9 protein-coding genes are annotated in these 14,223 nt (G+C 52.6%); all 9 read left to right on the top strand.

All coding sequences use genetic code 11. From position 1 onward, the window contains the following. Positions 1–257 precede the first annotated feature (257 nt). Complete coding sequence (locus LJE94_01820; protein MCG6908842.1) at positions 258–2,318, top strand: serine protein kinase PrkA; 2,061 nt, start codon at positions 258–260, stop codon at positions 2,316–2,318. 17 nt (positions 2,319–2,335) lie between these two features. Continuing rightward, positions 2,336–3,730, top strand: a complete 1,395-nt coding sequence (locus LJE94_01815; protein ID MCG6908841.1) for a DUF444 family protein — start codon at positions 2,336–2,338, stop codon at positions 3,728–3,730. A gap of 220 nt (positions 3,731–3,950) precedes the next feature. Beyond that, positions 3,951–5,603, top strand: a complete 1,653-nt coding sequence (locus LJE94_01810) for a SpoVR family protein (GenBank protein ID MCG6908840.1) — start codon at positions 3,951–3,953, stop codon at positions 5,601–5,603. A gap of 60 nt (positions 5,604–5,663) precedes the next feature. Then, the gene (locus tag LJE94_01805; protein MCG6908839.1) at positions 5,664–7,985 is read left to right on the top strand and encodes a serine protein kinase PrkA; all 2,322 of its coding nucleotides are present in this window, start codon (positions 5,664–5,666) and stop codon (positions 7,983–7,985) included. A gap of 45 nt (positions 7,986–8,030) precedes the next feature. Further along, positions 8,031–9,242, top strand: coding sequence for a GAF domain-containing protein (locus LJE94_01800; protein MCG6908838.1), 1,212 nt, complete (start codon positions 8,031–8,033; stop codon positions 9,240–9,242). An 83-nt stretch (positions 9,243–9,325) separates the two neighbouring features. Next, complete coding sequence (locus LJE94_01795) at positions 9,326–10,738, top strand: sigma-54 dependent transcriptional regulator (protein ID MCG6908837.1); 1,413 nt, start codon at positions 9,326–9,328, stop codon at positions 10,736–10,738. 313 nt (positions 10,739–11,051) lie between these two features. Continuing rightward, positions 11,052–11,741 (top strand): response regulator, encoded by a 690-nt coding sequence (locus tag LJE94_01790; protein MCG6908836.1) that lies wholly within the window; start codon positions 11,052–11,054, stop codon positions 11,739–11,741. A gap of 82 nt (positions 11,742–11,823) precedes the next feature. Next, positions 11,824–12,201 (top strand): response regulator, encoded by a 378-nt coding sequence (locus LJE94_01785; GenBank protein MCG6908835.1) that lies wholly within the window; start codon positions 11,824–11,826, stop codon positions 12,199–12,201. Positions 12,202–12,295: 94 nt separating this feature from the next. Next, positions 12,296–14,223 (top strand): FAD-dependent oxidoreductase (locus LJE94_01780; protein MCG6908834.1); only part of this gene is annotated, 1,928 nt, incomplete at its 3' end.

Genomic DNA, 14,223 nt, shown 5'->3' with positions numbered 1-14,223 from the left:
ATGGGAAACATGCCGCCCTGTTCCATCGCTCACTGGATATGCGCCATCACAACCCAAGGGTGCACGATTTCCCGCGACAACAACGAATTCTGAAATTTATTCTCAAGGGGTATCGGCACCAGGGCCGCTGGTGAACAAGAGCCCACATTCCCGTCGGCACAGGTAGCCGAAGGCCATGAAAGGCGGTGCAATCAGGGCTGAAAGACGAGGCCCACCTCATCGTTGAAGTCGAAGTCCACACTGCATGGGAGGTAACAATGGCTAAGCAAACGAATTCGGCGCTTCATCATCACATGTCAGAAGTCAAAGTCGGCAACAGGCGTTTCGAGAACGCGTTTCAGGCCGTGGCCAGGATGATCCTCGACTGCGACATCGGCAAGGTGACGGTCAATGGAAAATCTACCTACGATTTCAGCATATTCCGTACGGGGCGCAAGCATATGATCGGAATGTACGACGAGATCAACAGCTTCGTTTCCTATGTCAAAGACGCCGCCGAAGGGGGCTCGTCGCAGGAGATGGCCTATGTGCTTGTCGGCGAGCCCGGAAACGGCAAGACCTTTTTTGTTGAATTCGTGTGTGAAAAGTACCGTGAGTTTTTGTCCCAAGATCCGAACCGCCGGTACACGTTCCGCTTCAACGGTATGGATAAGCTGGGAAGCTATGGCAGGATTGCGGTCATCGAATCGCAGACTTACGAGGACCCTGCCATCCTGGCCATGAACCTGTTCGAGAACGCGGAAGAAAACCGGCGGTTTCTGGGCGAGAGCTTTGGGTTCAGCGATGCCGCAGTGGAGCGGCTTTATGAAAACTACAGGCCATTGGGGGCCTGTTCGGGATACATCTGGAACGACATCCGCAACTTTACCGATGGCGACATGGACAAAATGCTCCAGATGGTCGATATTTTCCCGGTGCCGCTCACGGAAAGCCTGGGAACGGTAACCGGGAAATATCCCGCAAAGGACAAGATCACCTCTTCGGCCGTGGATCTTCTGGGAGAGGAATCCATCCAGCGCCTGCTGCACATCATCGACACCAACAACCCCTACCGGTTTGATCTGCGGCGCGGGGCTCTGGCCCGAGTCGCCGGCGGAGGCATTCACTTCAGCGATGAAATATTCAAAAATAAGAAGGACCTGGTCCAGGTCTATCTCGGTGTCATCCAGAACCGCAACATCGAGATCGACGGCTTCAAATGGCCCATCGACTCCTTGATCATCGCCACCTCCAACAACTCCGAGTTCAATCGCTTTCTGGAAGAGAAAGAGGAGGCGCCCATCGTCGACCGCTGCCGGGTATCCTACATCTCGCACAACACCAATTACGTACTGCAGAAAGACCTCACGGGTTACGCCATCGGCAGCGAGGCCCGGACGACCTTTTTGCGCGAGGAACTCCACCAGGATCCCAACCTGAACTACGCCGCATCGGCGGCGGTGGTGATGACGCGGCTGCCGCGGTCGGAGAAGCTGACGCCCATCGAAACCATGAAACTGGCCGCCGGGGAGGTCGCCGGGGAAAAAAGCATCAAAACGCTCGCGGAAGTGATCGACAGCCTGAGCCAGAACCCGGACATAACCAAGCGTTTCGGACAGAAGGGGCTCGGCCAGCGGAACCTGGGAAGATCCATCCAATTGCTCATCGAGAGCTCGGAAACCAACGAGGGACGCTGCATGTTTGCCTACGACATTTTTCGGTCCATGGAACGGGTTATCCTGGATTATGTCACCGACGCCAACGACAGGGTCAAGTACCTCGAGGACCTGAAAACGGCCAAGGGCCTCTATCGTGAGCGCATCATGACCGAGATGTTCAACGCCTATATGGACGAACCTCTGGCCATCCGCAAAGACGTGATCAACTACGTGAACATGATCATCGGCATCGACGCCGAAAACCTGGGTGCGGACAAAATGTGGAAATACAAAGATCCGCAGACCGGTGAACTCAAGGCACTGAAAGTGGACGAGCGCTATATCAAGAGCGTCGAGGAGCGGCTGGGCCTGAAAACCGAAGAGCAGCGGGAATCATTCCGGACCTCCATCCGCAAGATATATGGTCAGAAGATTTCCGTGGACCCGGACTATGACTTCATGGACAACCTCGAACTGGTCAAGGCGGTGACCGACGTCCGGTTGAAATCCGACATCGCCGGCGCCGGGAGTCTGATCGGCGCTCTGGCCAACCGCACAAACGAGGAGAATCAGAAACTTTACGACCGCATGATAGACACGATGCTCAACAAGCTGGGGTATTGCAACACCTGTGCCCAGAAGACGATTGAGTACTTCTGTACCCAGGAGGATGAGAAATAAAATTGCTGGAGTAAACCGTGAACAAAAGCCTGATCGACCTATATAAAAAATTAAAAGTCCGCGGGCTGACGCCGGAGGAGGAGGAGAAGGTCCTGGCGGAGGTCCGGTTCGAGGGGTCGCACGGCGTTCCGGAGGACAGAATTGTCAGGGACCCGGGCAGCGGCGAGAAAATTCAGGGCAATGTGGACGGATTTTATGACTATCACGATCTGTCGGTTCTCCAGGATATGAGGCTCGCTTCGGGGGACTATCATGCCGGGCTGCGCTCCCTGGACGAACTGCTGGAAAAGGACAAGCAGCGGGAAGCGGACGGGTTTCCCCGGAAAATCCGGGTGGGCCGCATGGTCAAGCCGGGACGGGGCGGAAAGGACCGCGTCGTGGTGGTGCCCACGACGGTCGAAGAAAAATTCATCCATGACAAGCTGGCGGTGCGGGATGACGAACAAGAGGCTTCCGGCGGTTCGGGTGACGGCCAGGAGGGCGAGGTGATCGGCGAAGAGCCGGTGCGCACGCCCGAACCCGGCAGCGGTGCCGGCCCCGGGGAAGGTGAAGAGGGCCCCCATGAAATGGAATCCAGCGCCTACGACCTGGGCAGGATACTGACCGAGAAGTTCGAACTGCCCAACCTCAAGGACAAGGGAAAAAAACGGTCGCTGACGCGCTACACCTACGACCTGACAGACAAGCACAAGGGATTCGGCCAGGTGCTCGACAAGAAGGCGACCCTGCGTGAAATCGTGGAGACCAACATCAACCTGGGCAACCTTACAGACCCCTTCGCCATAGACCCGACCCGCTTTCTGATAACGCCCGCGGACAGGGTCTACCGCATCCTTTCCAAGGAGAAGGACTACGAATCCCAGGCCATGATATTTTTCCTGCGCGATTACTCGGGCTCCATGCAGGGCAAGGTGACCGAACTGGTGGTGACCCAGCATGTCCTGATCTACAGCTGGCTGCTTTATCAGTACGCCCGCCAAGTGGAGTCGCGCTTCATCCTCCACGACACGTCGGCCAAGGAGGTGGACGATTTCTATACCTACTACAACTCCAGGGTAGCAGGCGGCACCAAGGTGGTTTCGGCCTACCGTCTGGTGAACGAGATCGTGGAAGCGGAGAGCCTGTCACGGGACTACAATATCTATGTCTTCCACGGGACGGATGGCGACGACTGGGACAAGGAGGGCGTGGAGGCCCTTCCCGAACTGAAAAAAATGCTGACCTATGCCAACCGTGTAGGCATAACCATCGCCGAGCATGCCGGCACCACGCACCGCGGAACGGAAGTGGAGAAATATATCGGAAAATCCGGCCTGCTGAACGAAAAAAAGGAGCTTCTCAGGCTGGATGCCGTGCGGGAAAATGCGGATGAACCGCGGTTGATCGAGGGCATAAAACGGTTGATTTCGTAACCGGTGTTTGGTGTGTCGTGATTTGTGTTTGGTAGACAACAGCAGCGTCCTTCTATCGTGATCGCCAGAAAAGCGTTACGAATGGCGTGCATGACCGTTCCTGATATTTTCAAGGCGGCATATCGAAAGGATGCCTTGGGTTTGAGGGGGCAATGATGAGCGGCTTCCGCCAAAAAGAAGAAAAAACGACGATGTAACCGCCGAAAAAAGGTTTTGTGTTATGGAGCTCATCGGCCAACATACCAAAAAGATCATGGAGGGCTGCAAGGAACGCGCCCGGGAGGCCGGGCTGCGTTTCGAGGACGAAAGTCTGGAATACATCGTCACCAACCGCGACCTTCTGGAACTGTCTCCCAAGTTGATGATACCGACCCTCTACGACTACTGGGTGCACGATGTGGAAGTGCTCAAGGAAAAAGGGAAGTATGAGCTTTATCCGGGCAACCCGTATGAGACCGTGATCAACACACGCCCGGCGATCTCCTTTTACAACGACAACAACCCCGACTGGCTCAACGTGATGATTTTCTATCATGTGCTGGGGCACATCGATTTTTTTCAGAACAATATCTACTTTCAACACACCTGGGACTACGATTTTACCGGTCAGGCACTGGCGGACAAGCGTCTGATCGCGCGCCTGCGGGCTGAAAAGAACAAGTGGGTGGACTATGTCATTGAATTCGCAAGGGGCATAGACAACCTGGTGGGGTATCATGAAACGCTGGCGGAAATGAACGGCGGCACCCGAGACGATCAGAGCAAGCGGTTGAATTACTATTTCGACATTTTTCTGCAGACGGTTCTGAATGTCCAGATCAACACGTATGTCAAGGAAATAGAACGCTACAACCAATGCATAGGTGAAAACGGCGAGCTGGGCGAAGACTCGTTCTTTGCGGAAGTAGAGAAGAAGCACCCGGAGTTCCGGGCGCTGTTCCAGAAAAACCTGGAAAAGAAATCCGACGGGCACCTGGACCTGCTTCAATATCTGATGGAGCACTCGGACGTTTTGAACAGGGAAGAGAACCGGTGGATGAAAACGGTGATGCAGGTTGTCCGCAAGACCAGCCTGTTCTTCCAGCCGCAGATCCGTACCAAGATCATGAACGAGGGGTGGGCCAGCTACTGGCACGAGCGGCTGTTTATCGAGGACGAGCGCATCCGTGGCCACGAAGTGGATTTTGCCAGGGTCAACGCCGCGGTGACCTTTCTGCCGCGCGTGGGCTTGAACCCCTACGCATTGGGAATGCGGCTTTTTTCAGAAATCGAGGAGATGGCCGACAAGGGCCGCTACGCTTTTGCGTTCCAGCGTCTGAGGGATGCCGGGGCGAGAAAGACGTTTGACGCCGAAACCGGCCAAGGCCGAAACTATATTTTCAGCGTACGTGAGAATTTCTGCGACTCCATGTTCATCAACATCTTTCTGACCCAGGAGTTCATGAACCGCCACAACCTATTTGTGGCCGGAAAGAGGCTGAACAAAACAAAGATGGTTTGGGAATACTACGTCAGAAGTCGCGATGTCGGTGAGTACCTAAAGATGATTGGGAATACACTCTACCATCCTCCCCATATCACCGTCAAAGACCGGGATGACGACGGTCAGGAACTGTATTTGGTGCATCATTTCGAAGGCAAACCCCTGGTGAAGGAGTTCATCGCCAACACCATGATGGGCATCGAATATTTGTGGGGCAAACCGGTCAAGTTGGAAACCAGCGAAGTGGCGGCCAGGACACCTGAAAAACCACCGACACCGGCAGCCTATCCGGCCATTTCGACACCAGTAGACGGTGAACCGGGAGGCATCGTCTGGCGGCGGGTGGAATACAAGATGGAAAATCGAAAACTCAGCAGACGTGAATTGTAGGTTGGCGCGATGGAAAAGCCGGGACCCGAAAAAGAGAGCGGCCGCCAGGTCGGCACGGCCATGCAGAACCTGGACCGTATTATCAGCGACCGTCATCATAACATGCCGGTTTCATTTGAGGAGTTTTTGGAAACGATGGTTGCGAGGCCGCATCAGGTCTTGAGGAATGTGTTCCAGGTATTTCACGACATGATCAAAACCTTTGTCAGTGAAGAAGAGGACGAATATCCCGATGACCCCGAATCGATCCACTTCGTGAACTACGACTGCGCGGAGCTGTTTGTGGAAGGGACCGATCATCCCTTTTTCGCCGACAGGCTCTTTGCCAACCGTTTCATGGAACAGGTGGAGGCGCTCAGGAGGGGCACGCAACAAAACAAGATCTATATTTTTCACGGGCCGCCGGGGTGCGGCAAGAGCACCTTTTTAAACAATCTCCTGATGAAATTCGAGGAGTACACCAAGACAGAAGAAGGCTCCCGGTTCGAATCGCTGTGGCGTCTCGATCGAAATCTTCTGGGCCGTCTGACCGAGGAGGAAAGGATCCCAATCTTTGATAAGGTGGTCGAGGTGATGGCGCCCTTTTCCAGCCGGGAGGATGTTGATGAAAACGATGCGGGGGCCGGGATGCCGTTTCCGGTCAGGGAGTGGGGGGAGGCACGCGAGGCCGGAGAAGCGGAGCAGGCCGATGAAGAATATATAGAGGTTCCCTGCCCGAGCCATGACCACCCCATCGTCATGATCCCCAAGCATTACCGGCGTAGGTTTCTGGACGACCTGCTTGCCAACGATGAATTTAAATGGAAGCTCTTTACGGAAAAAGAGTATGAATGGATTTTCAGGGACTCGTCCTGCACCATTTGCAGTTCGATTTACTGGGCTTTATTGAGAAGACTCAAGAATCCTTTGAAGGTGTTTCGCATGCTTTACGCGCGCCCCTATCAGTTCAACCGGCGGCTGGGGGAGGGCATCAGCGTGTTCAATCCTGGTGACCGTCCCATGCGTCAGAACATCATGGGCAACCCGGTACTGCAGAACCGCATCAACAACCTGCTGCGTGACAGCAACCAGGTGAAATATCTGTTTTCACGGTATGCTAAAACCAACAACGGCATTTACGCCCTCATGGATATCAAGTCGCATAACGTAGAGCGTTTGATCGAACTTCACAACATCATCAGTGAAGGGGTCCACAAGGTTGAAGATATCGAAGAAAACGTCAACTCGCTGCTCATGGCGCTCATGAACCCCGAAGACAAAAAAAATGTGCAGAATTTGCCGTCGTTTTCAGACCGCATCGAATACATAAACATTCCCTATGTGCTCGACCTCAACACGGAAGTCGCCATTTACCGGAATATTTTCGGCAGGCATATCGACGACAGTTTCCTTCCGCGCGTGCTGCACAATTTCGCCCGTGTCATCATATCGACGCGTTTGAGTACCAAATCCGAAGCACTTCTGGAATGGATCGGCGATCCTAAAAAATACGGTCGCTATTGCGACGAAAACCTGCAGCTTCTGAAAATGGAGATATACACCGGGTACATCCCTTCCTGGCTTACCGAAGAGGACCGCAAACGCTTCACGGCCAAGCGGCGCCGGAAAATAATCGCTGAATCGGTCTCAGAGGGCGCCCGTGGCTTTTCGGGACGGGATTCAATTAAGATCTTCAGCGAGTTTTACTCCGAATACGCCAGAGAGGACAAGCTTATCGACATGTCCACGCTGTGCCTGTTTTTTACCAAGATACGTCAGGATTTGAACCGTTCGATTCCCGATCAGTTTCTCGTTTCGCTGCTGGATATGTATGATTACACCATTTTGCAGGAGGTGAAGGAGTCGCTTTACTATTACAACGAGGCTCAAATTGAAAGGGACCTTTTGAACTACCTTTTTGCGAGCAATTTTGACCTTGGCAGCGTGGCCACCTGTATTTTTACCGGTGACCGGATCGAGATTTCAGATGCATTTTTCGAGGGCATCGAGCGCCGGCTGCTGGGGGAAAGTCAGGATGAAAAGAAGCGCCTGTCCTTCAGGTACGACACCCAGAAAGCATACGCATCCAAGACGATGACGCAGGAGGTGATGCTGGAGGGGATCCCCTTAAAGGAAACCGAGCTTTATCAAAGCCTGCACGAGCGCTACGTTTTCAACCTGAAGGAAAAGGTGCTTGAGCCCTTCCTCAAAAATGAAAATTTCCGTCAGGCGATCAAGGATTTTAACGAAGCGTCGTTCAAGTCCCACGACCGGCGCATACGGGAGGACGTCACCTTCTTGATGTCCAATCTTTGCGAGAAAAGCAAATATACGCCGCAGGGCGCCAAGGAGATCTGCATCTATGTCATCGATCATGAGCTTGCCGATAAATTCGCGAAATGATTTTTTAAAAAGGGGCGCATGCCGCTGACAGCAAACGGAAAGCATATGAAGTCATTAAAGAAGATAGAAACGTTCTACAATGCATTTCGGGAAATCAGCAGAATGGTCCATTCCAGCACGGAATTGCAGGAAGTTCTCGAACTGGTGGTCTGGAAGGCGGCCGAAGCGCTGAACGCCAAGGGTACGATGCTGCGGGTTCTGAACCTGGATACGGGGGAGTTGGAGCTCAACTCGGCATATGGATTGAGCGAGGAATACCTGTCCAAAAGGCCGGCAACCCAAATAAATCTGATCACCGATTTGTACAAAGAAAATCGAGCCATCGTTATCAAGGATGTTCAACACGATCCGCGAATTCAATATCCAAAAGAGATCGCCACCGAAGGCATCCAGAAGGTCATCGACGTACCCCTCAAATTCAGAAACCAGATCGCCGGCATACTGCGCATCTGCTTCGACACACCCCGGGATTTTTCAAAAGAGGAAATCCAGTTTCTTGAATCGCTCGCGGCCCAATGTGCCTGCGCGATCGAAAAGGTTCGCTATATCGAAGACCAGCAAACCAAATATGACCAACTGGCCCTGCACACGGAAAAACTGTCTGCCTTAGGCCGCATGGCGGCCGGTATTGCCCATGAAATCAACAACCCTTTAGCCGGGGTTCTCCTTTACAGCTCCAACTTGTATAAAAAGGCGCCTGCCGGAAGCCCCTTTCACGAGGGGTTGGGCATCATCATCCGCGAGACAAAGCGCTGTAAAGTGATCATACAGGAACTTTTGGAATTCAGCCGGGAACAAGAGCCGACCAAAGTTCTGTCCAACATCAATGACATCTTCGAAAAATCCTATAAGATCCTGGAAAACGAATTCAAACTGCGGCACATAACGCTTGCCAGAAATTTAGCGGACAACATCAGTCCAACCTTGTTGGATGAGGGCCAGATCGAACAGGTTTTTGTCAATCTGTTGTTGAACGGCGCCCAGGCGATTGACAAGAACGGCCGCATAACGATCCAGACCCTGGAGGATTCCTCCCGCAAACGGATCGTCGTCCATATTTCCGATACCGGCCCCGGCATCCCACTGGAGCAGATGGGCAGGGTCTTTGATCCCTTTTTTTCCACCAAACAGGATGGGTCCGGGCTTGGATTGTCCGTCAGTTACGGTATCATCCGCAATCACAAGGGCCGCCTGAACATGAAGAATCTCGAGGAAGGCGGGTGCCGATTTACCATCAGCCTTCCTCTTATTCAATAATCCCCATGGTCGCACGAGCAACATGGTAACTATTTGTTGCCCCATGGCTTTTGCAACCCTGGGGTGAAGCGTGAGGGAAACCGTTGAGATCGACAACCAAGATCACCCCGGCCCGCGTTCTTGTCATCGACGATGAAAAGGTGATTTGCGATGCCTGCAAGCTGGTGCTGGGCGAAGCCGGCCACCAGGTAACGGCTGCAGAGACAGGCGTTGCAGGTGTCGCCCATGCCCTGCGCAACGACTACGATCTGGTTCTGATCGATATTAAACTCCCGGACATGGACGGACTGGAAATCCTAAAACGCATACACCAGGAAAAGCCTGCAGTGAACCTTGTCGTCATGACCGGTTATGCCTCGGTAGAAAACGCCGTAGAAGCCATGAAGCTGGGGGCCTTCGACTACCTTTCCAAACCTTTTTACGATGGCGAACTGCGCCTGTCGGCTGCCAAGGCCATTGAGAACAAACGGCTGAAAGAGGAAAACCTCATCCTCCGGGAACAGCTTTTCGCAAAATTCGATTTCAGCAATATCATCGGTAAAAATCCAAAAATTTTGGAAATATTTGATGAAATCCGCAAGGCCGCACCGACCGACAGCACGGTCCTCATCATCGGAGAAAGCGGCACCGGCAAAGAGTTGTTTGCCAACGCGATCCACGCCCACAGCAAACGTGCGGTTAAGCAGTTCATCGCCATCGATTGCAGCACATTTTCTTCCACACTCCTCGAAAGCGAATTGTTCGGACACGTCAAAGGTGCCTTCACGGGAGCCTCTCAGAACAAAGCAGGTATTTTTGAAATTGCCGACGGTGGCACCCTGTTCTTGGATGAGATCGCCAATTTAAACTGCGAGTTCCAGGCTAAACTCCTAAGAGTGATGGAGTTCCACCAGTACAAACCGGTGGGAGCAAGCCACGCGAGGGAGTCGGACCTACGCGTCATCGCTGCAACCAACCAGGATTTAAAGAAGATGACCCAAGACGGCCTTTTCAGAAAAGATCTTTATTATCGCCTCAATGTCCTTCCGCTCTACATCCCTCCCCTGAGAGATCGCAGGGACGACATTCCCAGATTGGCCTATCACTTTTTGCGAACCTTCAGCAAGGAGATGGGGCGGCAAATAAAGGGCTTTTCAGATGAAGCCATAGAGGTGCTGATTGCTTACGACTGGCCGGGCAATGTGCGGCAGCTAAAAAACATCGTCGAACGACTGGTCATCATGTCCGACAGAAACGTATTGGGATACCGCCACCTTTTAAGCAATCTCTATACCGGGGATGACCACTCGACCGGGAATGACCCGCAGACCCTGAATGAACTAAAACAGATCAAATCGAAAATCATCGAAACGCATTATGGCCCCATCGAAAAACAATTCCTTAGAAAAGCCCTGCAGGCAGCCGGTTGGAACATCACCCATGCCGCTAAACGTGTCGGCATGCAGCGGTCCAATTTTTCGACACTTCTGAAAAAACACAAGATTTCCCCTCGATGAAGAGACATCCCCTTCCAGCCGACGGCAGTCATGTCGTATGAAAAAGCATACCAGCGTATAATTTATTATACATTTCCTAACAATTAGAAATCACACTCAATTTGTATGTAGCGGTTTTTGAAGCATATAAATTAATATGCACTTCGCTGTTGTCGATGCGGAATGAGATCGGCCTGAAAAAATTGTAACAATTTGAATTCAATGCATAATTAGCTTAATGGGCGGGCGTGTCATTTTTGGCACATGGTTTGCTGTCTACATTATAAAATGCTGTCAGAATTTACTCTAATCGCAAACAAAAGGAGGGGCCAACATGACGGCATTACAAGAATACCGGTTTGGCGTAGACCACATTCCTCGCCATATTCTGGTCATGGAGGATGATGTAACCGTTGCCAAGGGCCTGGAGATGGTTCTTACCGAAGAGGGGTATGATGTTGCTCTCGCCGGTACGGGCGAGCTGGCCATGAAGGCGTTTCGGGAAAAGAAATTTGAACTGCTGGTTGCCGATCTCCGGCTGCCCGATATCAATGGCATGGAAATCATCAGGCAGGTCAAAGAACAGAAACCCGAAACCGAGGTAATCGTCATCACGGGATATGGTACCACCGCCACGGCCGTGGAGGCCATGAAAATGGGGGTGCATGATTTTTTGCCCAAGCCTTTTACCGAAGAAGAGATCAAAAACGCCATTGCCGAAGCGCTGTCGACCCAAGAGGAAACGGCAGTCAAGACAGAAGCCCAAAAGGCTGAAACAGAGGAACAGAGGCTCATCCAGAAGCGGGAGGTTACGCAGGTTCTGAATCGAACGGCTGAAGATTCCGACTTCTGGAAAGATTTGATGCAAAACGGCTCCAGTGCCTTGGAGGGATACCACCTCTCCAGCGAGGCCAAGGCGGCGATTGTCTCCGGAGACCTGAAATGGATCAACCAGAATGTCGGTGAGCTTACCCAAAAACAACTCATGTTTATCTACAAACGTCTGGAAAGAGAAGCCTGGTAGGCGGTGCACCTTTGTCGATCCCGGAAATTGGTTCCGATGTCGATAGAGGTCCCGCTGCATGCGATTCGTTGCCTATTGAAAAATGAAACCGCTAAAACCCATTCGCATTCTCGTGATAGATGATGAAAGCGTTATCTGCGACGCGTGTAAACTGGTGCTCGGCGAAAGGGGCCATAGGGTTGACCGCTGTCTGACAGGCAGAACCGGCTTGGAGGCGATCAGAAAGGAAACGTACGAGGTCATTTTACTGGACATAAAATTACCGGATGTCGACGGAATGGAGATTCTGCGGGAGGTCTGCAACATGTCACCGATGCCTTGCATCATCGTTATGACAGGATACTCGACCATGTCGAATGCGGTACAGGCCATGAAACTGGGTGCCGCTGATTATCTGACCAAACCTTTCACCGACGATGATCTGAATACAACCGTTGAAAAGGCATTCTTCAAAGAGTGAACCCCGCAGTGGTAACGCAGGAGTGAATGGGGAGCTGCGTGCTGCCGTTTTTTCTTGGGTTGCTGTTAAGAAAGCAGAACAAAAGAGGCCTTTTATGAATCCAGATCGAAACGTTGAAGATATTAAGGGAGCTGTGGTGGTGGTCGGCGGCGGGATTGCCGGCATGCAGGCTGCACTGGATATAGCCAGCGCAGGTTTTTATGTCTACCTGGTGGAAAAATCGCCGGCAATTGGCGGTGCCATGGCGCAACTTGACAAAACATTTCCCACCAACGACTGCTCCATGTGAATTATTTCCCCCAAACTGGTCGAGGTCGGCCGGCATATCAACATTGAACTGCTAACCCTTTCGGAGGTTGTCGCCATCGACGGGAAAGAGGGCGATTTCACGGTCACTGTGTTTCAGCGTCCGAGATATGTGGACATGGAAAAATGCATCGCCTGCGGAGTGTGCGCGGAAAAATGTCCCAGAAAAGTGGCGGATGAATACAACGAGGGCCTTACCAAGCGCAAAGCGATCTATGTTTCCTATTCCCAAGCCGTACCGCTTAAATACGCCATCGATCCTGAAAACTGTATTTTCCTGAAAAAGGGGGGAAAATGCGGTGCCTGTGAACAATACTGTCCTTCCGGAGCCATCAATTTCAACGACACGGGCAAAAAGCTTTCTCTGCAGGCGGGCTCGGTCATCCTGGCGCCCGGTTTCAAGGCTTTCGATCCGGCCGGACTCGAAACTTACGCCTACCATACGCTGCCGGATGTGGTTACGTCACTCGAATTTGAGCGCATCCTTTCCGCCACCGGTCCCTATGCCGGCCACCTGTTGCGGCCTTCCAGCATGCGAGGCAAAAAAGCGGTTGGAAAACACCCGCGTAAAATCGCATGGCTGCAGTGTGTCGGGTCGCGCGAAATCAATCGTTGTGACAATGGGTACTGTTCCTCGGTCTGCTGCATGTACGCCGTCAAACAGGCGGTTATGGCAAGCGATCACAGCGACGAAGCGCTCGATTGTGCCATTTTCTACATGGACTTGCGAACCCAGGGAAAAGATTTTGACCGCTATGTTGAAAAGGCCAAAAAAACGGGTGTCCGCTTTATTCCGTCCCGGATCCACACGGTGGAATCGGTGACGGGAACCGACGATCTTTCCCTGCGCTATATCGACGGGGAAGGCCTTCTTACAGTGGAGACATTCGATATGGTCGTTCTCTCCACCGGGCTGGATATCGACCCTGAGGTTGTTCGGTTGTCGGAGACGCTCGGCATCGGGTTGAATCGTCATCATTTTACCGATTCCGACAGCTTCCATCCGGTGGCCACCTCGGTTCCCGGCATATTCGCCTGTGGTGTTCTTACCGGGCCGAAGGATATTCCCCAATCGGTAATGGAAGCCAGTGCTGCAGCCTGCGCGGCAACGGAAAAACTCGCCCCGGCCCGGAACACGCAAACCCGTGTTTTGAAAGTGCCGGCCCAGAAGGATGTGAGACGGCAAAGACCGCGCATCGGCGTATTTGTCTGCAACTGCGGCATCAACATCGGCGGAATCGTTCGTGTTCCCGACGTTGTCGAATACGCAAAAGAACTACCCGGTGTTGTTTACGTCGAAGAAAATCTTTTTACCTGTTCACAGGACACCCAAGATAAAATGACCGCCGTCATTGGAGAGCAAAATCTGAACCGGGTCGTAGTGGCGGCTTGTACACCCAGAACTCATGAACCACTTTTCCAGGAAACGCTGATGAATGCCGGATTGAATAAATATCTTGTGGAAATGGCCAACATTCGAAACCAGGATGCCTGGGTTCATGCCGCCAATCCCGACCTGGCGACTATCAAGGCCAAGGATATGGTTCGGATGGCGGTTGCAAAATCTTTTCTGGCCGGCCCGCTTCAGGAAACGGAGCTGCCGGTAAGATTCGCCGCTCTTGTCGTGGGTGGCGGGGTTGCCGGCATGACGGCCGCGCTTTCTCTGTCGAGGCAAGGCTGTCCGGTGCACTTGGTGGAAAGCTCGGACCATCTCGG

Source organism: Deltaproteobacteria bacterium, assembly GCA_022340465.1.
In the GTDB taxonomy this organism is placed as follows: domain Bacteria; phylum Desulfobacterota; class Desulfobacteria; order Desulfobacterales; family B30-G6; genus JAJDNW01.
This window is presented reverse-complemented; position numbering and strand designations above follow the sequence as displayed.

What these genes read in the sequence shown, in the direction of transcription:
- LJE94_01820 (MCG6908842.1), top strand. Translation starts at nt 258, where the DNA reads ATGGCTAAGCAAACGAATTCGGCGCTTCATCATCACATGTCAGAAGTC.
- LJE94_01810 (MCG6908840.1), top strand. Translation starts at nt 3,951, where the DNA reads ATGGAGCTCATCGGCCAACATACCAAAAAGATCATGGAGGGCTGCAAG.
- LJE94_01805 (MCG6908839.1), top strand. Translation starts at nt 5,664, where the DNA reads ATGCAGAACCTGGACCGTATTATCAGCGACCGTCATCATAACATGCCG.
- LJE94_01800 (MCG6908838.1), top strand. Translation starts at nt 8,031, where the DNA reads ATGAAGTCATTAAAGAAGATAGAAACGTTCTACAATGCATTTCGGGAA.
- LJE94_01790 (MCG6908836.1), top strand. Translation starts at nt 11,052, where the DNA reads ATGACGGCATTACAAGAATACCGGTTTGGCGTAGACCACATTCCTCGC.
- LJE94_01785 (MCG6908835.1), top strand. Translation starts at nt 11,824, where the DNA reads ATGAAACCGCTAAAACCCATTCGCATTCTCGTGATAGATGATGAAAGC.